At 45.8% G+C, this 26,962-nt stretch carries 25 protein-coding genes and 1 pseudogene; 16 read left to right on the forward strand and 10 right to left on the reverse strand.

The genetic code is table 11. From position 1 onward, the window contains the following. A pseudogene (locus B5E64_RS18240) lies at window positions 1-214 on the reverse strand (transposase); the annotation flags it as partial. Window positions 215-425: 211 nt separating this feature from the next. Continuing rightward, on the reverse strand, window positions 426-2,777 hold the full coding sequence (locus B5E64_RS16370; RefSeq protein ID WP_087169531.1) for an Ig-like domain-containing protein: 2,352 nt from the start codon (window positions 2,775-2,777) through the stop codon (window positions 426-428). A 579-nt stretch (window positions 2,778-3,356) separates the two neighbouring features. Here B5E64_RS16370 and B5E64_RS16375 point away from each other — a divergent pair. From B5E64_RS16375 to B5E64_RS16415, 9 genes are all read left to right on the forward strand, one after another. Next, complete coding sequence (locus B5E64_RS16375; protein WP_087169532.1) at window positions 3,357-4,127, forward strand: hypothetical protein; 771 nt, start codon at window positions 3,357-3,359, stop codon at window positions 4,125-4,127. Window positions 4,128-4,266: 139 nt separating this feature from the next. Further along, window positions 4,267-4,842, forward strand: coding sequence for an RNA polymerase sigma factor (locus B5E64_RS16380; protein ID WP_087169533.1), 576 nt, complete (start codon window positions 4,267-4,269; stop codon window positions 4,840-4,842). A 15-nt stretch (window positions 4,843-4,857) separates the two neighbouring features. Next, window positions 4,858-5,805 carry a transglutaminase-like domain-containing protein gene (locus B5E64_RS16385; RefSeq protein WP_087169534.1) on the forward strand — a complete coding sequence of 316 codons (948 nt, stop codon included), beginning with the start codon at window positions 4,858-4,860 and terminating at the stop codon, window positions 5,803-5,805. 28 nt (window positions 5,806-5,833) lie between these two features. After that, window positions 5,834-6,871 carry a type II secretion system F family protein gene (locus B5E64_RS16390; protein WP_087169535.1) on the forward strand — a complete coding sequence of 346 codons (1,038 nt, stop codon included), beginning with the start codon at window positions 5,834-5,836 and terminating at the stop codon, window positions 6,869-6,871. 19 nt (window positions 6,872-6,890) lie between these two features. After that, window positions 6,891-7,244: a hypothetical protein gene (locus B5E64_RS16395; protein WP_087169536.1), complete on the forward strand. Its 354-nt coding sequence runs from the start codon at window positions 6,891-6,893 to the stop codon at window positions 7,242-7,244. Continuing rightward, a complete protein-coding gene (locus tag B5E64_RS16400; protein ID WP_162610218.1) occupies window positions 7,234-7,740 on the forward strand; it encodes a DUF4860 domain-containing protein in 507 nt (168 codons plus the stop codon). The genes B5E64_RS16395 and B5E64_RS16400 overlap by 11 nt, the downstream gene beginning before the upstream one ends. An 18-nt stretch (window positions 7,741-7,758) precedes the next feature. Beyond that, window positions 7,759-8,214, forward strand: coding sequence for a hypothetical protein (locus tag B5E64_RS16405; protein WP_087169538.1), 456 nt, complete (start codon window positions 7,759-7,761; stop codon window positions 8,212-8,214). Next, complete coding sequence (locus B5E64_RS16410) at window positions 8,204-8,701, forward strand: hypothetical protein (RefSeq protein WP_087169539.1); 498 nt, start codon at window positions 8,204-8,206, stop codon at window positions 8,699-8,701. Before B5E64_RS16405 ends, B5E64_RS16410 begins: the two co-directional genes overlap by 11 nt. A 3-nt stretch (window positions 8,702-8,704) precedes the next feature. Further along, entirely contained in the window at window positions 8,705-9,760 is a 1,056-nt protein-coding gene (locus tag B5E64_RS16415; RefSeq protein ID WP_087169540.1) for a PilT/PilU family type 4a pilus ATPase, read from the forward strand. A 53-nt stretch (window positions 9,761-9,813) separates the two neighbouring features. Here the strand turns inward: B5E64_RS16415 and B5E64_RS16420 are convergent, their stop codons facing one another. From B5E64_RS16420 to B5E64_RS16430, 3 genes are read right to left on the reverse strand one after another with little or no spacing between them, the layout of a single operon-like run. Next, window positions 9,814-12,315, reverse strand: a complete 2,502-nt coding sequence (locus B5E64_RS16420; protein ID WP_087169541.1) for an ATP-binding protein — start codon at window positions 12,313-12,315, stop codon at window positions 9,814-9,816. Beyond that, window positions 12,312-13,415: an HD domain-containing phosphohydrolase gene (locus B5E64_RS16425; RefSeq protein ID WP_087169542.1), complete on the reverse strand. Its 1,104-nt coding sequence runs from the start codon at window positions 13,413-13,415 to the stop codon at window positions 12,312-12,314. Before B5E64_RS16425 ends, B5E64_RS16420 begins: the two co-directional genes overlap by 4 nt. A 41-nt stretch (window positions 13,416-13,456) precedes the next feature. Further along, the gene (locus B5E64_RS16430; RefSeq protein WP_162610219.1) at window positions 13,457-13,807 is read right to left on the reverse strand and encodes an Hpt domain-containing protein; all 351 of its coding nucleotides are present in this window, start codon (window positions 13,805-13,807) and stop codon (window positions 13,457-13,459) included. 167 nt (window positions 13,808-13,974) lie between these two features. Here B5E64_RS16430 and B5E64_RS16435 point away from each other — a divergent pair, with 167 nt between their 5' ends. The 6 genes from B5E64_RS16435 (at window position 13,975) to B5E64_RS16460 (ending at window position 19,514) form a co-directional block, all read left to right on the forward strand. Continuing rightward, the gene (locus tag B5E64_RS16435; RefSeq protein ID WP_087169544.1) at window positions 13,975-15,159 is read left to right on the forward strand and encodes a methyltransferase domain-containing protein; all 1,185 of its coding nucleotides are present in this window, start codon (window positions 13,975-13,977) and stop codon (window positions 15,157-15,159) included. Window positions 15,160-15,279: 120 nt separating this feature from the next. Next, window positions 15,280-16,176 (forward strand): glucose-1-phosphate thymidylyltransferase RfbA, encoded by an 897-nt coding sequence (gene rfbA, locus B5E64_RS16440; protein ID WP_087169545.1) that lies wholly within the window; start codon window positions 15,280-15,282, stop codon window positions 16,174-16,176. A 24-nt stretch (window positions 16,177-16,200) separates the two neighbouring features. Further along, window positions 16,201-17,220, forward strand: coding sequence for a dTDP-glucose 4,6-dehydratase (gene rfbB, locus B5E64_RS16445; protein WP_087169546.1), 1,020 nt, complete (start codon window positions 16,201-16,203; stop codon window positions 17,218-17,220). A 36-nt stretch (window positions 17,221-17,256) separates the two neighbouring features. Next, window positions 17,257-18,228 (forward strand): dTDP-4-dehydrorhamnose reductase, encoded by a 972-nt coding sequence (rfbD, locus tag B5E64_RS16450; RefSeq protein WP_087169547.1) that lies wholly within the window; start codon window positions 17,257-17,259, stop codon window positions 18,226-18,228. 33 nt (window positions 18,229-18,261) lie between these two features. Further along, window positions 18,262-18,870, forward strand: a complete 609-nt coding sequence (rfbC, locus tag B5E64_RS16455; RefSeq protein WP_087169548.1) for a dTDP-4-dehydrorhamnose 3,5-epimerase — start codon at window positions 18,262-18,264, stop codon at window positions 18,868-18,870. 152 nt (window positions 18,871-19,022) lie between these two features. Beyond that, complete coding sequence (locus B5E64_RS16460) at window positions 19,023-19,514, forward strand: QueT transporter family protein (RefSeq protein ID WP_087169549.1); 492 nt, start codon at window positions 19,023-19,025, stop codon at window positions 19,512-19,514. Between the two features lie 22 nt (window positions 19,515-19,536). On the opposite strand, the gene B5E64_RS16465 is transcribed toward B5E64_RS16460, so the two are convergent. Continuing rightward, on the reverse strand, window positions 19,537-20,124 hold the full coding sequence (locus tag B5E64_RS16465) for a VanZ family protein (RefSeq protein ID WP_140398889.1): 588 nt from the start codon (window positions 20,122-20,124) through the stop codon (window positions 19,537-19,539). Window positions 20,125-20,386: 262 nt separating this feature from the next. Here B5E64_RS16465 and B5E64_RS16470 point away from each other — a divergent pair, with 262 nt between their 5' ends. Next, the gene (locus B5E64_RS16470) at window positions 20,387-22,513 is read left to right on the forward strand and encodes a CocE/NonD family hydrolase (protein WP_087169551.1); all 2,127 of its coding nucleotides are present in this window, start codon (window positions 20,387-20,389) and stop codon (window positions 22,511-22,513) included. 140 nt (window positions 22,514-22,653) lie between these two features. Here B5E64_RS16470 and B5E64_RS16475 read toward each other — a convergent pair whose 3' ends face one another. The 4 genes from B5E64_RS16475 to B5E64_RS16485 all read right to left on the reverse strand — a co-directional run bounded on the left by B5E64_RS16475 (window position 22,654) and on the right by B5E64_RS16485 (window position 26,894). After that, window positions 22,654-23,595: a nucleotidyl transferase AbiEii/AbiGii toxin family protein gene (locus B5E64_RS16475; protein ID WP_087169552.1), complete on the reverse strand. Its 942-nt coding sequence runs from the start codon at window positions 23,593-23,595 to the stop codon at window positions 22,654-22,656. Further along, window positions 23,574-24,308, reverse strand: a complete 735-nt coding sequence (locus tag B5E64_RS16480) for a type IV toxin-antitoxin system AbiEi family antitoxin (RefSeq protein WP_242960279.1) — start codon at window positions 24,306-24,308, stop codon at window positions 23,574-23,576. The genes B5E64_RS16475 and B5E64_RS16480 overlap by 22 nt, the downstream gene beginning before the upstream one ends. A 752-nt stretch (window positions 24,309-25,060) precedes the next feature. Continuing rightward, the gene (locus B5E64_RS18690) at window positions 25,061-25,192 is read right to left on the reverse strand and encodes a hypothetical protein (protein WP_275532838.1); all 132 of its coding nucleotides are present in this window, start codon (window positions 25,190-25,192) and stop codon (window positions 25,061-25,063) included. Between the two features lie 31 nt (window positions 25,193-25,223). After that, on the reverse strand, window positions 25,224-26,894 hold the full coding sequence (locus B5E64_RS16485; protein ID WP_162610220.1) for an SWIM zinc finger family protein: 1,671 nt from the start codon (window positions 26,892-26,894) through the stop codon (window positions 25,224-25,226). Between the last annotated feature and the right edge of the window lie 68 nt (window positions 26,895-26,962).

A 26,962-nucleotide genomic window follows, 5' to 3' on the forward strand; every position in this document is an offset into this window, starting at 1 on the left:
CTTTGAGATCATTATTGACGATATCAGCAGCCAGAAGAGAAGTAAAACGGAGCCAGTTTGTTTTTGCCGAATTTAGGAACCGATAAAAAGTGTTCTTTGAAAAATCTTCCTTAAAAGAGCCAGTTCGTTGCTGCATATACATGCTTCTTCCGACAAAAATGTTGCTGAGCTTGTAGCGGAGCAGAGAAACAGGTGAAACACCTTTTTCTTTCATCCCATTGCATTTGGCGAGAAGCTTGCCGACATGATGCCTGGAAAAAAATCTCTGAACACAATCAATTAACTCGTTCTCATCGCAATAGTTTTGTGGTATACTGGACATGGCATAAATCTCCTTTGTATAGATGGTTTTTCGTCAATTCCATTATACCAAACGGGACAGGTTTATGCCTTTTTTATTGGCTGAAATATTGAATTTTCAAGGTTCAACACACCGTATTGGTGTGGGAAGTTTTAGATTCCTGAGTTTCAAAGGAAGTTTCGCCTGCATCTTTTAAATGAAATGTTGCAGATGCCTGATCCAATGTTTCAACTGAGATATCCATATCAACATGATAACATAACTTACCATTATCATGTGACTTTCCCTCACTATCTGTCCATCCATATGGATGTGTAATTTTGTAAAAGGTATAAGTTATATTTACATCATTAGGATCAGATACATTATAGTATTTCGCAACCGCTTCCTTAATTGTCGTATCATCAGGGCTTGAAACGATGTAGTCATTTACATTATCAAGTTCATAGCTGCCAGTTGGGACATTTAATCCAGCTGTATTAATTTTACCTTGACCAATATAAAAGTAATCCTCGCTTTCCAGACTCAACGGATTGCTTCCTTGACGAACTCCGTAGAAATAAACATTTTCGGTATGTCTAGCCTCCTCTACTCGAATTTCCTTCTGGGCGGTTTTCCCATTTGCAGTTGTTACTGTTACTGTAACCTTTCCTTCTTTCTTTCCCGTTATCGTCCCAGTTTCTGAATCAATTGTTGCATAACGCGGATCATTCACTGACCATGTAAGTGTTTTATCTGTCGTTGTAGACGGACTCACATATGCAGTCATTGTTTTTTCTCCACCTACATAGATTCGATCAAACTCACTAGTAATGATCACGCTTTCTGCCAAAATCGGATTTGTTACTGTGATCTGAAATTCATTGGACGTAACTCCATTCGCATTTGCAGTGATGGTCGTGGTTCCAAGGCCTTTTGCAGTAACCGTTCCCTCTGCATCAACCGTTGCAACTTGCGGATCAGAAGAGTTCCATTCTAAATTAACCTCTTCCTCATACTCTTCAGGAGACAACACAGCAGACAAGGTCTGTGTTGAATCTATAACCATACTCTGGTTGCCAGAAATCCGAATCGCTTCTAACTTGAGGTCTTTTACCGAAACATAAAATTCTTCTGTTTGCTCTCTGCCCGTGAAGCTTTGATATTTGTGAGTAACTAGTATTGACTCTTTTGCCTTAAGTCCTTTTATTTGTACAGTCTGTTCGCCAGTATTAGAAAGCGTTACATACTCTCGATCTTCATCCGCCACGCTCCACTCATGCTGTGAGAGAAAACCACCACTGCTACCTTCTATCGCTATAGTCTTGCCAACATATACCTCATAGGCCTCGTCATTTGAAAGAGTACTCGTTTTCTTCTCAGTCTTATTTTCATTCTCAATTTTTTGATACACAACCTTGACAGTTGTGTTCTCAGTCACTTGAATCTGATAATAAGATTCCTCTTGAAGTGTCAGGGATTTTTCCTCAGGCATTTGATATACATTTTTTACTTTATATCCATCATCAGCCTGAACTATAAATTTTGCCACTCCGTTTTCATCTGTTTTCAATGTAGTTCCAGATGCTATTTCGTTGTCATTCACATCCAGAATTTTACCGTGATCTTCTTCCGTTTCAAACGCAACATCATAAGAAGAATCTTTCTCTTCTTGCTGAGTTTTTAAACCAGAAGATTCTTGGTTATTTACAGAATCTGGTGTCTGTGTGGCTTCTTGCTCCTCCGCTTCACTATCCGCGTCCTCGCCATCTTCGTTTGCTTCAGGTATCTTCTGATATACGACTTTGACAGTAGTATTCTCATCTACCTGAAGTTCGTAGTAGCTGTCTTTCACCAGCTTGAGCGGTGTCTTCTCGTCAGGCATCTGGTACACTGCGGATACCTGATATCCGTCGTCGGCTTTTACCTTAAACTGGACTTTTCCATTTTCGTCCGTCTTTAAAGTTTTGCCGTCGGCCACTTCGTTGCCGTACATATCGGTAACCTTACCGTGTTTTTCCGGCGTCTCGAAGGTGATATCGTAGAGGACCTTCTCTTCTTCGGTCTTGGAAGCTTCCTGCTTTTCTTCAACTTTCTGAGCTTCCGCATCCGTAGATGGAGTCTCCTGGGTCTGTGTATCCGTGCTCGGAGTTTGGGAAGAAGTTTCGTCTTTTGTCGTTTCTTCTTTTGCTGTCTCCTCCTGTGTCGTCTGAGCCTCAGTCTGACTGCCTGCATCTGTCGTGGTATTCTGCGTGTCAGTTTTCTTCGTTTCAGTCTGCTGTTCAGCCTGCGCTGAAGAATCTGTGCCATTTCCCGTCTGATCAGATGCCTGCCCCTCTATGCCTCCCGATGCATCGCTTTGGGAATTAAGAGATTCGGCACTTTCGGCACCTGCCTGTGTAGTAGTTGTGTCTGTTCCCGGTGCCGCATATGCGACATTAGAAAACACCATTGCAGCCGCTACTGCCAATGCTGTAATCCTTTTTGCTCGTCTCATCTCTTTTCCCCTCCTTTCCTTTTAAATTTTTTGTATTCCCTCCATGCCTCACGGCATCATGGTTCATACATATAGGGGAAAAAATTTACCCCTACACTATATAAAGACGGAACAAACTTCAAAAAAGGGTCACATTTTCTTCATTTTTTTTTCATATTTTTCAAATTTTTTCTTCTGAATGGACGGCACATGGAAAACAGCCTGTTTTTCCGCCATTTTTGCGTTTCATTTTTCTCAGGTACTGACGGTGTTTTTCGTACTACGGTCTAAAAAAAATGGAAAACATTTCCTTTTTTTTTATTTTTCCGCTGCTTTTTTTAATTTTTTCAAGTTTTTTTTCGATTTTGTGAACCGTTTTGCACTTTTTCACCGTCTAAAATATATAGAAAGGTTAATTGCGGAAGTTATCCGACGATCTTCTTTTTGTTCTGGTCAAAGGACATGGCAAATCACGTTGATTTATCATTAAACTTCCGTTGTAGGCGAAACCGGCTCTGTTTTCGCCATAAATAATTAGATTCACATTTATATTGTCACAACCGGTTACTAACATTTATTGCAGAAAGGACTTGTGGAATCATGAAACATGAAGAGAACAACCGTACTAACAGGCATTCTGAAGCATCTGATTTTCTTCACGACAAAAAAGCCGCAGACCAGCTTTTTCAGAATATCGTTTCAGAGCTTGAATTAAACCCATCTTTAACCCGTCATTCAGGCTGTGCATATCACCGTCGTTTTATCGGCCGTTATGTTTTGCGGGGCACCTGCGTACTGGCGGCGGCCTGCCTGTTTGCTTTTTGCGGAACCGGGTTTCTTCAGAAACCTGCGATTTCCCGTGTGAAGGCAGCTCCGTCTTCCAATGCGGCAAGTGCTACTGTAACATTTCAGGTAGATGCACTTTTTCCAGTCCGTGATGTCAGCGCTTCTTTGAACGAGAAAACGATCAATGTAGACACTCTTGGAAACAACGGCTATTCCATTGAGGTCAGTGAAAACGGATACCTTCTTCTGGAAGTGGTTTCCATTTCCGGTATCCGGTCAGAGCAGGGCCTGTCAATTGATTCGATTGACGATCAGGCGCCTGTCATCGTGTCACATATGCACACGGGCAGCCTTATTGAAATTCATGTCCGGGATATTGGTGATTCCGGCGTTGACTATGACGGTATCTATGCCACGACTTCTTCCGGCACGATAAAGCCGGAATCCTTTGACGCTGCAGACGGGCTGGTCGTTTTTCCGTATCCGTCCGAGGATATGTATATCACGATACCGGACAAAAACGGAAACCGTCTTGTTTCCCTCCTGCAGCCGGCTGATGAATCCGGCACTGAAGAAAGTCGATAAATTTCTATTTTCAGAACAAGGCCAGGAAAAGGATTGATTCCTTTCTCCTGCCTTGTTTTCTTGTTTCGCAAATGGTATACTTAAAAGACATAACAGAAAAACAGTCCGGTTTAATTTATAAACGACAAGAGGTTTAACGATGTCACATGAATCATTTGACACGAAATATCTTTCTTATCTTTCCGGTTTTATCCGGAAACATGATGGGAAGGCTTTCGCAGAATTGTACAACTATACATACCAGAGGGTTTACAAATATGCTTTCGCATTTCTGAAAGACCCTTATCTGGCTCAGGATGCAGTGCAGGAAATCTACACTTCCATTTACAAAAATATAGATGCCTTGAAAGAGGATTCTCTGTTCCACTCCTGGATGAATCAGATTATCTATCATATCTGCTGTGATTTTTCCCGGAAGGCAGGCAGCAGTCAGAACGAGCAGACTGATTTTACCAGTGATCCGAGGGTGCTTAGTATCGCCTCTGAGGAGGACTGCTTCCGTGACATCTCTGACCAGGATTTTTTAGCGCATTACCGTGAGGCTCTGGATGAGCTTTCTTTCGCAGAGCGTCAGGCATTTCTTCTGCGGTACGAACACGATCTGAAGCTGGAAGAGATTGCCGTTTTTCTGAACTGTTCACTCAGCTCGGTGAAGCGTTACCTGCGCTCTTCCAAAAAGCATCTGGCCGAACGGCTGAAATCATATCAAAACTAAGATAGGAGTTTTCTGATGAATCTGAAACGTAGACTTCTGATTCTGTGCGGGCTTCTTTTCTGTCTCGTCCTTCTTGTTTCCGGATGCTCTTCCGGGGGAAAATCTTCTTCCGGCGGCGGATCCGGGGAGGGCAAGGCCGGGACACGTGACTCGACGCCGCACGTTTATGTACCGGAAGCATCCGGGACGGGTCTTCTTGGCGGATCGCCTCTGACTCTGGATATCTCTCACACGGACCAGGGCTATCTGATGGCTCTCTATGACGGGTCCGCTTCCAGGGCAAATATCCAGATCACCGGTCCGGACGGAATCACATATAAATATTTCATCACAACTCCCGGACAGTATGTGACACTTCCGCTCACATCCGGGAGCGGCACTTATACGATTGCCGGATATGAGAATATCGTCGACAATCAATATGCATCTTTATATAAGGAAACGATTGAGGTCACACTGGCGGACGAACTGCTGCCTTATCTGTACCCGAACCAGTATGTGAATTTCTCTTCGGAGTCCCGGGCAGTTCAGAAGGCCTCCGAGGTGGTAAAGAGTGCTTCCTCCGATCTGGACGCTGTGGCGGATGTATACCATTTCGTCATCGAGCATGTGTCTTACGATACGGAGAAGGCCGAGACGGTTCCTGCCGGTTATCTTCCGGATGTGGACGAGACGCTTTCCACCGGAAAGGGGATCTGTTTTGACTATGCCGCGCTGACCACGGCCATGCTCCGTTCCCAGAATATCCCGACCCGTCTTGAGATCGGATATTCCGGAAAAATCTATCATGCATGGATCAGCGTCTACATCGAAGACATCGGGTGGATCGATAAACTAATCGAATTTACGGGGGATGCGTGGACGAGGATGGACCCGACATTCGCCTCCAGCAATGAAAACAACGAAAAGATTCTGAAATATATCGGCGACGGTTCCAATTATAACCTTCAGTACCTGCATTAGTTGCAGCCGCAGTTTAGAAAGGAGTATTATGAAAGCTTTATCCAATACCGAATTAACAACGTTCTGCAGTCAGTTTGCCCTGATCCTGCGTTCCGGGATCTCGTCGCTTGAGGGGCTTTCGATCATGCAGGAAGATAGCCCGAAAGGAGAAGGACAGGAGCTCCTTTCCGGGATGATCCGGACAATGGAGGAAACCGGAAGTCTTTACGAGGCGCTTACCGCATCGGAAGTGTTTCCGCCGTATCTTTGCAGTATGGTGGAGATCGGGGAGCAGTCCGGACGTCTGGATGACGTTATGGCTTCTCTTTCGGAGCATTACCGCAGGGAGGACGAGATGGCCAAAAACATCAAGAGCGCAGTCTCCTATCCTCTTGTCATGCTGGGTATGATGATTGTTGTCATCTTTGTCCTGATTGTAAAGGTACTGCCTGTATTCAATGAAGTATTCCAGCAGCTCGGCACCGGCCTTGGCGGTATTTCCGGTACAATTCTTTCTCTTGGAAACACAGTCAGCCGTTATGCGCTCGTATTTGTCCTTGTTGCGGCAGTGATCGCCGGGCTCTTTCTCTATTTTGCCTTTACCACAAAGGGCCGCCGTCAGATCCGTGTCTTTGCAAGATCCTTTCTTCCGACCCGGAAACTGATGGAAAAGATCGCATGCTCCCGCTTTGCAAGCGGCATGTATCTTTCCCTTTCAAGCGGGCTTGATACGGATCAGAGTCTGGAAATGGTTTCCCGGCTTGTAGATCACCCGGTGATTCAGGAAAAGATCCGGAATATCCAGGCACTGATTCTGGAGGGAACTTCCTTTGCGGATGCAGTGTCACAGACCAATATGTTTTCCGGCATCTATGCACGCATGGTTTCCATCGGATACAAGACCGGCGCCATGGATGATGTAATGAAACAGATTTCCGTACAGTATGACGAAGAAATTGACTCCCGGATGAGTGATCTGGTGGCAAAGCTGGAGCCGACTCTGGTAGCCATTCTTTCCATTATTGTCGGTCTGATTCTGTTGTCGGTCATGCTCCCTCTGATGGGAATCATGTCCAATATCGGCTAATCGTTCTTGGGAGGAATTTATGAATCGATTCACGACACAGCCCCGGCGCATGACGGGGGCCAAATATCTCATTTCCATCGGGATCTTCTGCGTGATTCTCTTCTGGTTTCTTGGAGGACTTTCTTCCATTTCAAAGACAACGTCCGAACAGGAGCTGGAGAGTCTGAAGCAGGCTGTCATCCGAAGTTCTGTCCAGTGTTATGCGCTGGAGGGATTTTATCCGGAAAGTCTGGAATATCTGGAAGATCACTATGGACTTACTTATGACGATGATAAATATGTGGTTTCCTATGAGGTGACCGCCTCCAACCTGATGCCGTCCATCGATGTCTTTGCGCTGAATGAAACGGAGGTGGATTTCAATGAGGAATAAGCGAAAAAACCAGGGCCACATTGTCGATCTGTTTTTTACGCTGTCTTTATTCTGTCTGTTTGCCGCCTCGGCCCTGATCGTTGTGATCATCGGCTCTGACGTTTATCGCAAAACCACCGCAAATATGGAGGAAAATTATGCAACGCGGACCGCGCTTTCCTACACCGCCGAGAAAATCCGCCAGCATGATTCGGCCGGAGGCATCTATCTGACAGATGATGACGACGGAAATACCATCCTCGTTCTGAGCGACAATGCAGGCGGGGAAACTTATTTGACCTATATTTACGCCTATGACGGCTGGCTTTGCGAGCTGGTCGTGAAAGAAGGAACCGGATTTTCCAAAGAGCAGGGAGAACAGATTCTGGAAGTGGATACGTTCTCCGTGGAGGAAGAAGATGGATTTATCCGGGTGACCGCGGCGGATTCCGGCTCTGCACCGGTGTCCTGCCTTTTGCATCTGAGAAGCGGCTCCGCTTCCAGCATCGAATCATAATAAAGAAGGGAGAGTTCCATGAGTACACGAAACAGCAGCAAATCCAGCCTGTTTTTGATCGAGCTGATTATCGCGATCTTGTTTTTTTCGATCGGAAGCGCCGTCTGTGTGCGGGCGTTTATGAAAGCCCATTCCCTCAGCACGGAAGCAAAGGACTTGAGCTTTGCGTCTGCCCAGGTTTCCAGCATGGCTTCTGTACTGAAATATACTGACAGATCTTATGCTTCGATCCGCGAACACTTCCCTGACGCAGCAAAAAGCGGCGATGATTTCCTTGTCTTCTACGATGGAGAGGGAACTTCCTGCCCGGAGAAGGATGCGGTCTTTACGCTGCATGCAGAAACGTCCGAAGAATCCGGCATGATTCATGCGCAAATCTACATGGAGCGCGCAGGAGCGGATCCGCTATACGAACTGGAGCTCCGCTTCGTTCCACAGTCGGACGGAAAGGAGGCACCGGAAGATGAATCCTAGAAGAAAGAATTTTTTGAGTACAGGGACGACCTCGATTGTACTGATCTTCGTCCTGCTGTGTCTTCTGACCTTTTCGGTACTTTCTGTCGTCAGCGCCAGAGCGGATCTGAATCTCAGCACCAAAAGCGCGGACAGGACGACCGAATACTATGAGGCGGAAAATGAGGCTAATGATATTCTGCTTACAGTCAGAAATTCGCTTGCTTCCCACGCAGGCTCCCCGGATTTTCTTTCCGAAGTCCGGTCCGATCTGGAGGGGGATAGCGGGATCACATTTTCTGAGGGGAATGCCCTCTCTTATCATGTTCCCATCAATGAAAACCAGCAGCTTTTCGTCTCTTTGACACTGTCTGCCGAACCGCAGGAAAACGGGGACTATTACCAGATTGAAGCATGGAAAGTGGAAAATACACACGAATGGAACAACGATACGTCAGTACCGGTTCTGAACAGTGATACAATGGATGAGTTGTTTTCGGAGGAATAGCGTATGAATGCACTTGAATTTTTAACAAAAACGACACAGGAAGGAGCATCCGACCTCTTTATCGTGGCCGGGCGCCCGCTTTCCTATAAAAAGAACGGCAAGCTGATTCAGGCGGATGAAGAACGGATGATGCCGGATCAGTGCGAAGCCTTTGTAAAAGAAATTTATGATCTCGCCGGACACAGGGATATTTCCCGTTTTCTCGCCTGCGGGGATGATGATTTTTCCTTTGCAGTGCAGGGCCTGTCCCGGTATCGTGTCAGTACATACCGTCAGCGAGGTTCTCTGTCCGCTGTAATCCGGGTCATCACTTTTGAACTTCCGAACCCGGATACTCTCGGAATTCCGGAGTCCATCATCCGCCTGTCCGATATGAAAAAAGGACTGGTGCTTGTGACCGGACCGGCAGGAAGCGGAAAATCCACCACCCTTGCCTGTATCATCGATGAAATCAACCGGACACAGGAAAAGCATATCATCACTCTGGAGGATCCGCTGGAATTTCTTCACCGGCATAAGAAAAGCATCGTAAGCCAGCGTGAGATCAGCTCCGATACGGAAAGCTATCTTACCGCCCTTCGGGCCTCCCTGCGGCAGAGCCCGGACGTCATCCTGCTTGGAGAAATGCGGGACTTTGAAACGATTTCCGTTGCCATGACAGCAGCCGAAACCGGACATCTTGTCCTTTCCACCCTGCATACTCTGGGTGCGGCCAACACCATCGACCGGATCATCGATGTCTTCCCGCCAAACCAGCAGCGTCAGATCTCGGTGCAGCTTTCCTCGGTGCTTCAGGCAGTTGTATCGCAGCAGCTCATTCCGGCAAAGGACGAGACACTGGTTCCTGCTTTTGAGCTGATGACTACCACTCCCGCCATCCGTAATATGATCCGGGAGAACAAGATCCATCAGATTGACGGTCTGATCTACTCTTCCGTCGGAAAAGATATGCTTTCCATGGATAACAGCATTCTGGCACTTTACAAATCCGGAAAGATATCGGAGACCGAAGCACTTTCCCACGCATCCAATCCGGAAATGTTAAAACGTAAACTGTAAGCCTGTTAAAAAAAGGGACGGAAGATCATCTCTTCCGCCCCTATATTTTTGCCTTATTTCAGTAATTTTGCAATGGTCTTTTTCAGCACATCAAAGTCGATCGGCTTGGAAATGTGCGCGTTCATGCCCGCTTTCTGCGTCAGTGCAATATCTTCTGTGAAAGCATTGGCTGTCGCCGCGATGATCGGGATCGTTTTCGCGTCCGTACGATTCAGATGCCGGATCTGTCTGGCAGCCTCACATCCGTCCATCACAGGCATTTTCATATCCATAACGATCAGAGCATACTCGTTTTCTTCGCTCTCCCGGAACAGATCCAGTGCTTCCTTTCCGTTCCATGCCTGCTCCACTTCGAAGCCGAACATCCGGAGAATCTCAACACCGATTTCCATATTGATCTCATTGTCCTCGGCAATCAGCACCTTCCTTCCGTTTCCGTCCAGTTCTTCCACGCTGTCTGTTGTGTCCTCCCCGCTTTGTTCCGTGTTGCCGGATGCATCTGTGTTACAGATTTCCAGCGGGAGCATCACTGTAAATGTCGTTCCGTTTCCCAGACTGCTCGTCACCTCAATCGTTCCCTGCATTTTGATGACCAGGTCATGCACGATCGGCATGCCAAGTCCGGTTCCCGCAACCTTTGCCGCCCCGAATTTGGTTTCCCGCTCAAAAGGGATGAAAATCTTTTTCAGGAAATCCCGGCTCATGCCTGCGCCGTCATCCTCCACAATAATCTGATATTTTCCAAATTTACTGTTGGAGTCTTTCTGCTCCGTCACCTGAAGCCGGATCTTTCCATTTTCCTCCGTAAACTTGAACGCATTGGAAAGCAGATTGTCCAGAATCTGCTGAATCCTGCTCCAGTCACTGTTGACCCATTCGTCATCCACATGAATCAGAACATCGAACTGCTTCTGTTTGTCCGTAATCTGTGTCTGATAGACAAAAACCAGCTCTTCCATATTTTCCCGGATATTAAAATTCTGATTGCGGATTTCCAGTTTCCCCTGCTCCATCTTCGACAGTTCAAGAATATCGTTGATCAATGTCAGCAGCTGGTTACTGAGTCCCTGAATCTTGTGGAATGTATCTTTGGTCCGTTCCGGATCCTCCGGATTTGACATGGCAAGATTGGTCAGACCGATGATACCGTTCAGCGGCGTTCTCATGTCATGGGACATATTGGAGAAAAAAATGTTTTTGGACTTTGCCATCTGATCCACCGAATCCAGAGATTCCTGCATGAATTCCATGCGGGAAAGCTCCTGCTTCTTCGTATTATCGATATCCTTAAAGCAAAGTACAACCGAATCCTGCTGCAGCGATTCATCATACAGCATCTGCACATGAACCCAGCGGTACTCCTGATTGAACATTCTTTTAAAGTCTCCGCCGAAATCCCTGACTCTTTGCCGGGTGAGCTCAAACATATTGTCCCGTGCAAACGCCTCCCTGAACTGCTGGTACGTATCATCTTCCACAATCTCTTTGAGAATATCCAGCAGCGCATCATAGCTGCCCTTCTGGGGCAGACGCTCTCTGACATAATCCGACCCCTTCAACATAAAGTACTGGTTTTGGTTCAGATCAATCATGTAAAGCGCATAATAGGAATTCCCCAGCACCCGTACAATATCATTGTAAAGTCTGGCTTTTTTATTCGCCCGGTATTCCAGCAGAAGGAACGCAATGAGAAGAATGATAAAAAACATCATTACAAGAAGAAACATTCCCCAGGATTCCTTCAGCGGCTCCAGGAGCTGATCAAAGGGGATGGTAATGACGGAATACCAGCCATTGTCCAGCTCAAAATAGTAAACTCCCCGCTGCTTTCCATCCATCCCTTCAATCGAAGAATCATAGGAGGCATGCTTGCCGGCCTTGATATCATGGAAAAATCCAAGATATCGATTCTGAATTTCTTCCTTAGAAAGATCTTTTCTCGTTACATGCCAGTTCAGCAGTGTTCCTTCCCCGTCTGAAAGAAAATAATGGCTCTGATCCGGAAGATCTTCCAGAATACTGTCGGCCATGTTCTCCGGATACAAGTCCGCCGCTACAACATTTTCTGTTCCTTCAATCCGTTTTGCAAGTGTCACAACCTCTGTCTTGTGTCTGACATCCTCGTACACATCGGTATAATAAATCCCGTCTGTCCGGAGCGCTCCCTGATACCAGTCCGTCTCTTCCACATGGTAGGATACGTCGCCTTCCCATGGTGTTGCCGCTGCAATCTCTCCGTCAATGTAACTGTAGATTTCAAGTCCTGTCAGATTCATGGTCTCATCTGCCATATTAAGGAAGTTTTTCATAAACTGTTCTGTATCCACAATGGTATTGCCGGGCCTTAGCTGGTACTCCAGCAGATTCAGCAGATATTCATACTGCTCTGTATACATTTCCTCTCTCGCTCCGTATTTGGACGCGACCTCTGCCCCCATCGACTGTCCGCTCTTCAAAAGCGTATCCCTCATCTGCGTAACACTGAACGGAAACACCACAGCCGCTATGATAATACACAAAATCAGCGACCAGTATATTTTCTTTTTCTTTTTCATGACGTTCCTCCTGAAGGGAGTTCTCCCATATCCCGGACGATCTCTTTCAGACACGCTGTCAGATCCGGATTAAACGCTCCACACTCGCCGTTTTCTATCATGGAAACCGCCTTTTCCACTGAGAATGCCGGCTTGTATACCCGTTTGTTGGTTAAAGCGTCAAAGACATCCGCAATCGCCACTACCTGAGACCAGACAGCTGTCTCTTCTCCTTTCAGTCCATCCGGGTATCCCCTGCCGTCCCATCTCTCATGATGATGCCGGCAGATGTCATAAGCGTACCGGTAAAGCGGATTCGTATGATATTTTGGAATCTGCTGTAAGATTTCACAGCCTTTGAGTGTATGCTGTTTCATTACCTCAAACTCTTCTTTTGTCAGTTTTCCCGGTTTGTTCAAAATCTGATCCGGAATCGCGATCTTCCCGACATCATGCATGATCGCTGCAGCGGAAATCATTTCAATCTCTTCTTCTTCAAACTGATATTTTTCCGGATTCATCCGGCACAACTCCCGTAAAAAGAGCCCCGTCAGTTCCTTGATCCGCTTTACGTGGGCGCCGGATTCACCGCTTCTGAACTCGATAGCCGTAGAAAGGGTCTCGATGATCGCGTTATTCAGTTCGTAAATCTCAAGCTCCTGAGCGAGAAGCTGCTGATGCTGGAGATCTACCGTATTGCTCAGCCGCTTTCTTGCGCGAAACAGTTCCACAACACTTTCCACGCGCTTTTTTACAAAGTACGGAACAATCGGCTTTTCAATAATGTCCATCGCTCCCAGCTGATATCCCCGCTGCATGTTCTGTTCCGAAGTGTCTGCTGTAATCAGAAAAACCGGAATCGTCTCCGTCAGTCCTTCGCGGCTCAGAATTTCAAGCAGGGCCAGTCCATCCATCTTCGGCATGACAATATCCAGAAGAACCGCCGAGATACTTCCGGGATTCCGTCGGATCAGCACAAGCGCTTCTTCTCCGTTTTCTGCCTCCAGTATTTCATCCCGTCCTTTGAATGTCTCACACAAAATCATGCGGTTGATCTCATTATCATCTACAATGAGCAAAGCCGCCCTTTCCTCGTCAAATCCATCCGGCCGCATATCCATATCCTCTCCAGTCCTCTCCTTCTCATTCTCGTTCTGCTCCGCTATTCCATCCTGCGCAGTGCCGCAAGAATCCGCTCATATCCGGCTTCGCACTCCGTAAACAGTGCTTTGGTATCCTCCGGACGACCTTCCCGCACAGCACAGACTATCTCATGACTCTTTTCGCTTAAAGAATCGAATCCAAGATTCGCCGCGGTTCCCTTCAGCGTATGCGCTTTTGTCTCGATTGCTTTCAGATCCTCTGCCTTTACCGCTTCTTTGAGTTCCTGAAAGGTAGGATCGTCTATGAATTTTTTCAGGAGCCGCCCGTACAGTGCCTCCATTCCATTCAGCCGGCCAAGCGCCGCCTGTAAATTACATCCTGTCTCTTCTGAAAGTTTTTGAATATCCATCTTTTTTTCGTCCTTTTCCATTTAGTCTTTTATAGTGTAACACATCTTTCCTCCGGAAGAAAGCCTTCTTCCTCCTCCTTCTTTCTGCCGCAGTGACGTTCTGGAAATTCACGATTGCTCTGCCCTGCATTTTTCCTTATAATGAAGGTACGAAAGGAGCCCGTCTCATGAAAAAAGAAGGTTATTACTCGACCGGTGAGCTGATGAAGCTTGCACACATTACGAAAAAGACCATCCGGTATTACGATGAACATAATATATTGAAACCATCCTATGTCGATCCTGCTACCAGAACCAGATTCTATACGGACGACGATCTGGCACGCCTGCAGCAGATTCTGCTTTTAAAGGCTCTGGGATTTTCTCTGTCTGATATTATGGAAATGACGATCAACGCTTCCGATACACACTTTATGATGGATTCTTTGAATCTGCAGAAAAAGCTTGTGGAGGACCGCATCGAACAGCTGCAGATCGTAGCCCGCACCATTCAGGAAACAACCCAGCTGATCTCAGACCATAAAACGGTCAACTGGAGCAACATGCTGAGTCTGATCCATGATCTCGGTATGGAAACCAGCATGAAAAATCAGTACCAGAATGCCTCCAATATTTCCGCCCGGATTCACCTCCATACACGTTACGCGCACAACCGACAGAGCTGGTTCTCCTGGATCCGTGAGACGGCACCGTTTTCTGCCGGTATCCGGGTACTGGAAGTCGGATGCGGGGACGGCACATTCTGGAAAGAAAATCTGGACACCCTTCCGGATAATCTGGCTGTCGTCTTATCCGATATCTCAAACGGGATGCTTCGTGACGCAAGGCGGACACTGGGAGCTGACTCCTCCCGCTTTTCTTTCCGGACCTTTGACTGTGAGACAATTCCCTATGGGGACGAAAGTTTTGATCTGGTCATCGCAAACCATGTTCTTTTTTACTGCGATGACATCTCCGCCGCATGCGCGGAAGTCGCAAGGGTGCTGAAACCCGGCGGCACCTTTTTGTGCAGTACCTATGGTCAGGAACATATGAAGGAAATCTCTCAGCTTGTTTCCTCCTTTGACGACCGGATCGTCCTTTCTTCCACCAAACTGTACGACCGGTTCGGAAAAGAAAATGGAAGAGACATTCTTTCCCCTTATTTTTCCCGGATCACATGGAAACAATACGAGGACTTTCTGACCGTGCCGGACCCGGAGCCTCTGATCTCCTATATTCTGTCCTGCCACGGCAACCAGAACCAGTACATTCTGGAACGTTATAAGGAATTTTCAGCCTTTGTCAAAAAGCAGACAGACCCTTCTTTTCATGTCACGAAAGATGCCGGCTGTTTCCTGTGTGTCAAATAAATTTCAGTTTTTTTCAAAAAAGGCTTGCAGGTGCCCCAGGGGCACCTGTTATGATAGGAACAACAGGAAAGAATAAGACTGAAAAAAGATAAAATCATGTAACGATCAAAGGAGGTTCATATGAAAGGAATCATTCTTGCAGGCGGCTCCGGAACCCGCCTCTACCCACTGACCATGGTCACATCCAAACAGCTGCTTCCGATTTACGACAAGCCGATGATCTACTATCCGTTGTCTGTTCTGATGAATGCAGGAATCCGGGATATCCTGATCATCTCCACACCGCAGGACACACCGCGGTTTGAGGAGCTTTTAAAGGACGGAAGCCAGTTCGGAATCCAGCTGTCCTACGCAGTACAGCCAAGCCCGGACGGACTTGCCCAGGCATTTATCATCGGAGCGGATTTCATCGGTGACGATTCCGTTGCCATGGTGCTCGGAGACAATATTTTCGCAGGACACGGACTGAAGAAACGTCTGAAAGCTGCCGTAGAAAATGCAGAATCCGGAAACGGCGCTACTGTTTTCGGTTACTATGTAGATAATCCGGAGCGCTTCGGTATCGTTGAATTCGACTCCGAGGGCAAGGCTGTTTCTATTGAAGAAAAGCCGGAACATCCGAAGAGCAACTACTGCGTGACAGGACTTTACTTCTACGACAATCATGTTGTCGAATACGCGAAGAACTTAAAGCCGAGTGCCAGAGGAGAGCTGGAAATCACAGATCTGAACCGGATCTATCTGGAAAAAAGTGCTCTGAATGTAGAGCTTCTGGGACAGGGATTCACCTGGCTGGATACCGGAACCCACGAAAGTCTCGTAGATGCTACCAACTTTGTGAAAACCATGGAAACACACCAGCACCGTAAAATTGCCTGCCTCGAGGAGATTGCATATCTGAACAACTGGATTTCCAAAGAGGATGTGCTGAAAGTCTACGAAGTATTAAAGAAAAATCAGTACGGCCAGTATTTAAAAGACGTACTGGATGGAAAATATCTTGACGCACTGCGTTAGAATGGATTTCAGGAGGAAAAGAAAATGAATATTATCGTAACCGGAGGAGCCGGTTTCATCGGTTCCAACTTTATTTTTCACATGTTAAACAAATACCCGCACTACCGGATCATCTGCCTGGACTGCCTGACCTATGCCGGCAATCTTTCTACTCTTGCCCCGGTCATGGACAATCCGAATTTCCGTTTTGTGAAGGAAAGCATCACAGACCGTGAAGCAGTATACCGTCTCTTTGAGGAAGAGCATCCGGATATCGTGGTCAACTTCGCTGCAGAAAGCCATGTAGACCGTTCCATCGAAAATCCGCAGGTTTTCCTTGAGACAAATATCATCGGTACTTCCGTCCTGATGGACGCCTGCCGCAAATACGGTATCCAGAGATATCATCAGGTATCCACAGACGAAGTTTACGGCGACCTTCCGCTCGACAGACCGGACCTGTTCTTCACGGAAGAAACTCCGATTCACACAAGCAGCCCGTACAGCTCCTCCAAGGCAGCTGCAGACCTTCTCGTGCTTGCATACTACCGCACTTACGGACTTCCGGTGACGATCAGCCGCTGCTCCAACAACTACGGGCCGTACCATTTCCCGGAGAAGCTTATCCCGCTGATGATTATCAACGCGCTGCATGACAAGCCGCTTCCGGTTTACGGAGAAGGAATCAATGTCCGCGACTGGCTCTATGTGGAGGATCACTGCAAAGCCATTGATCTCATCATCCACAAAGGACGTGTCGGAGAAGTTTACAATGTCGGCGGACACAATGAAATGAAAAACATCGATATTGTAAAAATCATCTGTAAAGCACTTGGCAAACCGGAAAGCCTGATCACACATGTGACAGACCGCAAGGGCCATGATATGCGCTACGCGATCGATCCGACAAAGATTCACGAAGAACTTGGCTGGCTTCCGGAAACAAAATTCGAGGATGGAATCCAGAAGACAATCCAGTGGTATCTGGACAACCAGGACTGGTGGGAAACGATTGTTTCCGGTGAATACCAGAACTACTATGAGGAAATGTACGGAAACCGTTAGGCTGCCGTCAGAAACATCAGGAAGGAGTCAGTCATCATGAAAGTATTTGTAACCGGTGTGGCCGGCCAGCTCGGCCATGATGTCATCAACGAACTGACAGAACGTACCAGTAACCAGGCAGGAAATTACACCTGCACCGGTTCTGACCTTGCCCCGGAGTACAGCGGAGCTCAGGACGGTACCGCTGTCACAAAAGCACCGTATGTCTCTTTGGATATCACCGATGAAGCGGCGGTAGAACGCGTCCTTCTTCAGGAATCTCCGGATGTGGTCGTGCACTGCGCGGCATGGACTGCCGTGGACCTTGCGGAAGATATGGAAGAAAAAGTGCGTCAGGTCAATACCGTCGGAACGGAAAATATTGTCAAAGCGGTAAAGAAACTCGATGCCTCCAGACCGGAAGGCTGTAAGATGGTTTATCTGTCCACGGACTATGTCTTTGACGGACAGGGGACAACCCCGTGGGAGGCGGACTGTAAAGATTATGCTCCGCTTAATATCTACGGAAAGACCAAGCTCGAAGGAGAACTTGCAGTATCCGGACAGCTGGAAAAATATTTCATTGTCCGCATCGCCTGGGTATTCGGACAAAACGGAAAGAACTTTATCAAGACAATGCTCAATGTCGGCAAAACACACGACAAACTTACAGTAGTCAACGATCAGATCGGAACACCGACCTACACTTACGATCTTGCGAAACTTCTGGCAGACATGATCGAAACAGACAAATATGGCTATTATCATGCAACCAACGAGGGCGGATATATCAGCTGGTATGATTTTGCTGTGGAAATCTTCCGCCAGGCAGCTGAACTTGGTCATCCGGAATACGATGCAGAGCATCTCACCGTACTTCCTGTTACCACGGAGGAATACGGCGTATCCAAAGCAAGCAGACCGTTTAACAGCCGCCTGGATAAATCCAAGCTGGTTCAGAACGGATTTACACCGCTGCCGGACTGGAAAGATGCTCTTCACCGCTATCTGACCGAACTGGAATTTTAATAACAGAAACGTTGCGAAAGGAGATCGATTGAAATGGGACAGATCACAGTAGAAAAAAATGTCGGCGGAATCGAAGGTCTCTGTGTCATCACACCGGCCGTACATGGCGATAACCGCGGATATTTTATGGAAACCTATAATCAGAATGATATGGAAGAAGCCGGCCTGCATCTGAATTTTGTACAGGACAACCAGTCCAGCTCCACAAAAGGAGTTCTGCGCGGCCTGCACTTCCAGAAACAGTTCCCTCAGGGAAAACTTGTCCGCGTCATCAAAGGCTCCGTCTTTGATGTGGCTGTGGATTTAAGAAAAGACTCCCAAACATACGGAAAATGGTACGGAGTCGAACTGACCGAAGAAAACAAGAAACAGTTTTATGTACCGGAAGGCTTTGCACACGGCTACCTCGTCCTGTCCGACAGCGCCGAATTCTGCTACAAATGCACAGACTTCTATCATCCGGGCGATGACGGCGGACTGGCATGGAACGATCCGGAAATCGGCATTGAATGGCCGGAAGTGACCGGAACTTATCCGGGAAGCGGAGCCTGCGCGGGATATACTCTCTCCGACGGTACACCGCTGAATATTAATGAAAGAGACCAGAACTGGCCGGGCATCAAAGACGCATTCCAGTTCTAAGTCCATTTGAAGCTTTTTAGAAAACCAGGCACCTGCCGCAGACCGGGAGCGGACTGCTCTCCTGCGATAGTGTACCTGGTTTTTCTTGTCTTTTCAGACCGGTCATGCTATACTACAGATTTGATACTGCAACACAATACTGGAGGAATCTTATGAGACACAAGAAAACACGACTGATTGCCCACGCGGCCATGATCGCCGCGATTTATGTCATACTGACCTGGCTCTTTGCCCCTTTCGGGTTCGGCGAAGTCCAGATCCGCATCTCGGAAGCACTTACTATCCTGCCGGCCTTCACACCGGCTGCGGTGCCGGGCCTTTTTATCGGATGCCTGATCGGAAATATTCTCTCAGGCGCGATCCTGCCGGATATTATTTTCGGAAGCCTCGCCACGCTGATCGGAGCAGTCCTCGTCTACCGGATGCGTAACTGTAATCCTCTGCTCCTTCCAATTGCGCCGGTCCTGTCCAATACCGTGATCGTGCCGCTGATTCTATATTATGGATATGGCGTCCATCTGCCGATCCCGGTTTTAATGATCTCCATCGCGGCAGGAGAAATCGTCAGCTGCGGCGTCCTTGGCATGATCCTCTACCGCGCACTCTCCCGCTATCAGAACATTCTATTCCGCTGGGATCACTAGGCATCAGACAGCAAAGCTGTCGTTATCCGGAGTAAACCGAAGAGCTTTCCGGCCTTCTTCTCCTCTTGAAGCTCCGCAGGATGTGAAATACACACCATCCTGCCACGGCTCCCAGCACGTTGTTGAAAATATCGTCAAACTCAAAGAGTCCAAGCCTGAAAACAAGCTGGCTCATCTCAATACAGCCGCTCACCGCCAGGGAGGACAGCAGAACCGCCCAGAACGGACATCTCCGCAGCGCATCCGTCAAAATGAATCCAAACGGGAAAAACAGCACGATATTATTTAAAATCTCCAGGCCGAAGGCCACACTTCCTTCGAGAATCCACTTCTTATACGACCAGAACAGCTCCAGCTCATATGTATGCGACTCTCCCTGTTCCCGGAAGAAAATCGTAAAATACGCAATCGCAACGATCTCCACCACCAGACAGATGATGGCTACCGGCTCCCGCAGGATCCGGAAAAACCGGATATTCAGCCAGTGCATAAATAAAATATATAAAAATACAAAGCATGCCAGAAATGCAACCAGATAGCGGTACTCGATCACGTACAGCTTTAAAAACCATACCGCTTTTTCAAACAACCTCTGAAACAGTTCCCACACTTTTATCCCCTCTTTCTCCGGCACCGACTCCCGCAGGATGTCCGGCACCTGTGATATTTACTTATGATATACCGATCATCGGAAGGAATCAAGGACAAAACAAATAAGATTTCCTTAAATGTTTGTGAAGGAGATGTTGCCCTTTCTTTCACACTTATCACATAACATAATATTGACTAAGTTTCACAGAAAAATTATACTATTTAGTAGAGAAAAAATAACAACATAGTTTGGTATGTTGCTGCAAAAGAGGAGGACAATCATGAAAAGTAATTCTTACAGTAAAGTGCCGGTATTTGAAAACGGACTGGCACAGCCTGTTTTCCCGTTTACGGATGGAAAAACCGGGGAAAATTATGATCCTGCAACATCTGATATCGTCAGATACTGCGTCTATGTAGAATCTGACTATGATATGGATGGAGACGGAAACCGGGACCTTATTAAAACACTTGTGCAGGTTCCGCGCAGCGCAGTAGAAGGCAATTACAAAGCCGCTTCTTTATTTGAAGCACGCCCGTACTGTGCCGGTGTTCAGGAAGACGCTTATGATCATATGAAAGAAGTGGCAGAAAAAGAATACCGCAAATTCGATTTCAACGATCTGAAAAAGGAAGTTGCTCCTCGTGTTCCTACAGGCGAGATCAGCGCCATGGATCTTGCATTGAAATCTGATCCTTCCGACTGGTATTATAAGGACAAGGGAAGCACGGACAGTATGGTTTACGAAAACCTGGACAACTTCAATTATTATCTCGTACGTGGTTTTGCGGTGGTTCTCAGTGCCGGATTTGGAGCACTCGGTTCCGATGGTTTTAACTATGTCGGATCCGACTATGAAAGAGATGCCTTTAAATTCGTTGTAGAATGGCTGCACGGCGACCGTGTTGCCTATGCAGACCGTACCGGCACCATCACTACAAAAGCCGACTGGTCAAACGGAAACGTTGCCATGACAGGAAGATCCTACGCCGGAACCATGCCGTTTGCAGTTGCAACGACAGGCGTAGAAGGACTGAAAACCATCGTTCCTGTTGCCGGAATTTCTGACTGGTACAGCCAGCAGAACATGCAGGGCGCACAGCGTTACTGGCCAAAAGAGATGCTAAACAGCTATCTTGCCTACTACTGCTCCAGCCGCTACCATGATGAAACATTGTCCGAAAAGCAGCTGGACGATATCGCGGCATTCCATCATGAACTGAGCCTGCAGCAGCTGAAATGCGGCTGCGATTATGATGAAGAATTCTGGGGCAGTGGGAACTACCGCCTGCACGCAGACAGGATCAAATGCAGCGCTCTGATTGTTCAGGGATTAAACGATGAAAACGTATCCACAAAACAGTTTGACATGATGGTAAAAGCTTACCAGAAATCCGGGCAGCCGTTCAAAACGATTCTTCATCAGGGGCCTCATATCACACCTACCATGCCAAATAAAAACTATGGAATCCTGATTGACGGAAAATTCTATGATGATATTGTAAACGAATGGATTTCTCATTATCTGTACGGTGTAGAAAACAAAGCGGAAGAAATGCCTGAAGTTCTCGTACAGACAAACTACGATCAGAAAAAATGGGAAACTTCCGATTCCTGGGATACCGATTACAGCATGAAACTGGAAAGCGAAGAATCCGGCACAACCGTAATCGACACAGACTGGGAAGCTGCAGGAATCAGCGCTGAAAACTTTGACGAAGTGATGAGCCAGAAATCCACAAATATGGCACAGCGCTATGTAACTGCTCCATTTGAAGAAGCTGTTACTATTCAGGGAACGATCTGCCTGAACTTAAAAGCAGCATTAAAAGACGGAGATATCGAAAACGATTTCAATCCTGAGAACAGAAATGACGTTGACAGCCTGACGATGAAACTTGGCTCTTCCAAAGTTTCCGGCAGAATGGATGATGTGGAAATCACAGTTCTTCTCTGCGACGTCTGCGACGAAGAATTCGACAGCATCCAGACCGTAGATCCGGAAAGAAATATCATCCCGGTAGAAACTGTAAAAGAAGGCGGAATCATCAACGGCGGCGATCTTCCTGCATTTAATGAAGCGGAATTCTCTACAGTACATAAAAAATACAAAGTCATCACACGTGCTTTTGCAGACCTTTGCAATCCGGAAGCAGGTTATGAACCGGAAACCGCTGCCAACAGCATTGAACTGAAAAAAGGCGAATATCACGACTACCATGTATATCTCTTCGCAACAAGATATACCGTACAGCCTGGACACAAACTTGCATTGGTAATCGCTACAGAAGATCCGGTTAACTGCATGATCCACAAAACATATTCAGTTGAGATCGATAATACTTCTGTCAATGCAGTAGTTCCGGTTACAGCAGAAACAAAAGACCGCACAGTCACTCTGAACTAATTGAGCATACGGAAAAATTAGATGAAGAGATAATGTACAGCCTCCAATAGTCGGAAAGAGCACTGCTCTTGATTGTTGGAGGCTGTATGTTTACACTGGTACAGTTGACTTTTGCTGTCTATTTTCGATATGCCAATATGTTATTGTTGGCATTTCCAAAGTGCCATCGGATGTTCCTTAATTCTTTCCACGATTTCTTCATCATCAAATAACAATTCCGGAACATACTCTTTGGCAATAAATCGGTCCATGTATTCCTGCTCTTGATCTGTCAGCTGCATCAGATCTGTAATATAATCTTTTGCCTTCTGCTTTCTTTCATCAAGCATAAAATTATCTTTCCTGCTCAGTACCGGAAACAAATCTCTTCGTATCTTACCAAACTTCAAGGAATCAATGGCTGATGTATCAAAATCACGATTCACTGTCTCTGCTGAAATTGTTGCATAGAATGCAAAGCACTTACGGAATATGTCTCTTTCATCAACAAACAAATTTTCAGCTATCAGATTTCCCCAATCGTACAAGTCTCTTGCTGCGGCTCTACTAATCAGAGCATTTCCTTTCGCTGCAAAAATCTCCATAGGAGCTACCATGCGAATCATCAAGTCATCATCAAACACTTCCGGAAGAATTTTTCTATGTACTGGTTCCAAAATATGAGCACGTAAAGAGTAATTCAACTCTATCTTTATCATATCTCTGTTGCCACCGGCATTTTGATATTGGTAATAGAAAGCATCCAAACTGTGCGTAAGGCGGGAACCTTGGGAAAGCTGATACCCTTCTGCCTCCATATAGTCCTTAATAAGAGTAGTAATCTTCTCCCTGGCCTCTAACATGTCCACTTTCGTATCGTTTGGTGTGTAATCCAAATCAATATCCACAGACAAACGTGGAAGATTGAACACTGTCAAATTGATGGCTGTTCCGCCTTTTAAAAGCAAATGTTCTTTTAGATATTCTTCTTCATTCAGATACCGCAAAATTTCCTTCAGGCGTAAAACTTTTTCAAAGGTATCTCTCACGAATCCCTGCTGTTGTGCAACACGTCCAATTTCTACTTTATTATATATCGGCATCCATCACCCCCCCCATTCTTCATATTTTGTAAATCATACGGAACAACCAATTTCCATGTATCATCATAACAACCTCCCTCCTGGTCGCGTGTAAGATAACGCTTACTTTTTCCAATTTGTTTCTTGCATTTTTCAAAGAACAGATCAGACAGTCCCATTTGTTCCTTGTGCTGCCATAATAAATATCCCATCTTCTGATACAAAAATTGATTTTGGTAAAGCTCCATATACTTGAGCAATCTTTTTTCCTGCATTCTGTGTACACTCTCTATATTCTGCACCACTTCTTCAATACCAGAAATCTTATCCATATCTTTGATGCTGTCAACAATGGTACGCTCCAAATTAGTTACTGCAACGCCTCCGCTATAAGGAGACTTCTCGATTCCTTCTGAATTTTTTGACGCTACAAAACAGTACGTATAACCATCAAATGTAAAATCACGGAAGCTAGTCTCGGAAGATACATATACATCATAATAGACCTGATCTGTAATTCCATAATACTCCATAGCTGTATGGTGGGACACATAGGATGTCGGTGTGATATGGCTAGCTATCTGAAAACGATTTGCAACCGGCGCACCGGTCTCTCCGCTAATGCAGGTGTACATATTATTACGAATCTTGGCCACCATACCATCTTTCATCAATCGTTTAATCGCAGAACGTGCACTATCCATATTATTGTAAAATTCATTTACATCCTCCATATTAAAGACTGGTTTTTTCAACAATTCGAAATATAGGTTCATGTTCCATCTCCGTTCATTTTCTCATCAGTTTAGCTTTTCCATAAGCCATTTTGTTATTCTTTTAAACTGATAATACTCCCGTTCCTGTTATTTGTCAAGTTTATATTTTTGCCATTTTGGTTTATCAAGGACCTATTATGAATTAAATTCAAACTTTTTTGTTGTCTTAAACATAGTATTCTCATTCAAAATCAGTTTCATACCAATAAAAAACAGGTCTATCGAGGCAGTGCATCCCACAATAGGCCTAATTCTTCTACTTATATTCTTTTTCCAAAATCCAGATTAATCCATCCCCTTTTCAGCTTGTCTCATTTTGTTGCACCTCTGTTTTCTGTAGGTGTAGCACTTTACACGATATGTCAAAAGCATTTCTTATAAACAACATAGAAACTTCAATAAAGTGAAGAACTGTCTGGAGAATGTTGAATTTCTCCCGGCCCATTGCTACAATATTCTTAAGATTCCTGTCTGTTTTTCAGGTCTCCTTCCATTCGAAAGGAGTGCTATTAATAAAAAACAGACAGAACAGAGACTACTAAAAATACGACTTCACGTGACGCAGTTAAAAACACCAGGATCAAGGACAGCGGGCAAAACTGATTTTCAGAGATCCTGTCCTCTGCGCTCAGTTGTTTTTGACTTCATAGTTTAGCATTATGCTGCTCTGCTTGCATGACAGAGCGAGATCATGACAGCCGAGGAGAGCATTAACAATACTCTCCATTCACCATGCCATCATAGATCAGTAAAATTTCTTCTGTTGCTGTACTATAGTCATATTCGTTATCCATACCGGAAAACTCAAGAGCCTCTATCACTTCATCCAATTTCACTTTCATTTTCGCTTTTCCTCCTGCCAATCACATATATCTAAAGCCGGTTCAGTTCATCCAGCATTGCCCGTCTGTTTCTGTAACGCTGTCTCCAATCCCGGACAATCTCCTCCACCAGCTTAGATCCACCTTTCATTTTTTTCATAGTACGAAGCAGACTTACAAGATATTGATATGTTTTCCGGTCACTCGTGCGTACTGCCATTTTCTCTACTTCTGTACGATACTTTTGCAGAATCTCCTCCGGATACTCTTTCTGAAGAATTCCCCCATATTCCTGCAGCGCAAACATCCCATGACTGTTCACTACGCAATTCAAAAGCCGGTCGTAGAGTTTTTCTTCCTTATACAGTCTTTCTATATTAGATCGAGGAGGAAGTTTTTGAAATATTTCTTCCCGTCTTGAAATCCATTCCTCTTTGGAATACAACTTCTTTAACTCTTTAAATGTTTCCAGGCTTCCCGGAATAACTTCTGTCTCCAGCTTCCAGAGCTGCGCTTCATATTCCTGCTTTCTGTCCTGAATTTGATAAATATTCTTTTTCATCTGTTCATACTCAATGACCAGTCCCCGATAGCTCTGATCGAAATAAATACTATCATCCAGCGCCCCAAGTGCCTTCTCATAGTCTCTCTTCTTCATGCACTGATCGATATAGTAACGTCTCACAGAAGAATTATCCCAGTACTGCCAGAAGAATGATTCTCTCTTTTCTTCTCCGTCCTTTTGCTTTTTCAACAAATCCAGATAAGGAACCACCCACCGTCCTAATTCATAATCTCTGCTCCACGACTTCTCTTTGGAAGCGGCATTTTTGATTTTCTTTTCTATGAATTTCAGCTTCAGAGGCTGGTATTCTTTCTCCGGAAATTCATTCAAAACAATTTGATAGATATACTCTTCCAGATAGTCAATAACAGATCCATTTAAATGAGCGGAAAACCAGTCAAACATTTCATGTTTTTCTTTTTCATCGACGTAATCCAGAAGTTCCCTCCAATCATTATAGATCTCATCTGCCAGCATTCCCGTCCCGCCGTCAGAATCATCCATATCCACCTCACCGATCGTTTCAAATATATAATTCATCAGCCGAAATGCACACTTATAATTCTTCTGATTGATCATAGTTCTGACATCATTCATCAGAATCTGTTGCAATTCCAAGATAAATCCGTCGGCTTCATAGTAATTAATGAATCCATCTCTTCCCTGATACCGCCAGGTAATCTCATCCACCTGATGAAAATACCGTTCTATATCCTCTTCCGACAGATTTTTCCCCGCAGTCCTTTTAAACCGCAGCATCAGCTGTTCATCCTGCATCAACAGATCCGCTAAAAATTCTTCCACAATCTCCGGCTCTGTCTCCTGAATCAATTTTCGTATTTCCTCTTTTGCCCCGGACTTTTTCGTCGTCAGTTCTTCTCTGTCCGGATATATTCCCTGATCGTCACCTTCCGTCCACTCGTATAAAACAGCCGCCATATGTTTGCAGTTCTTTCCATCTTCCGCATATGGACAGGAACAGTACATATCCAGTATTTCCCCCTCTTCCAGAGTGATCTCCACCTGATAATTTTCTGTACCAAGCACATCCGCGGTAATACTGTCTTCTGTTACCTCCATATTTTTTACTGCATTGCACAAATAATAATCATAGCCTCTCTCTAAAATCCGGGCACTGAACAGCCTTTCCCAATTCATATACATTCTCCTCGTTTCTCCACTTGCCTGATATCGGTATCTAACATACATCTGTCTTCTGTAAGTGT

This window comes from Drancourtella sp. An12 (assembly GCF_002160935.1).
Lineage (GTDB): Bacteria > Bacillota > Clostridia > Lachnospirales > Lachnospiraceae > Sellimonas > Sellimonas catena.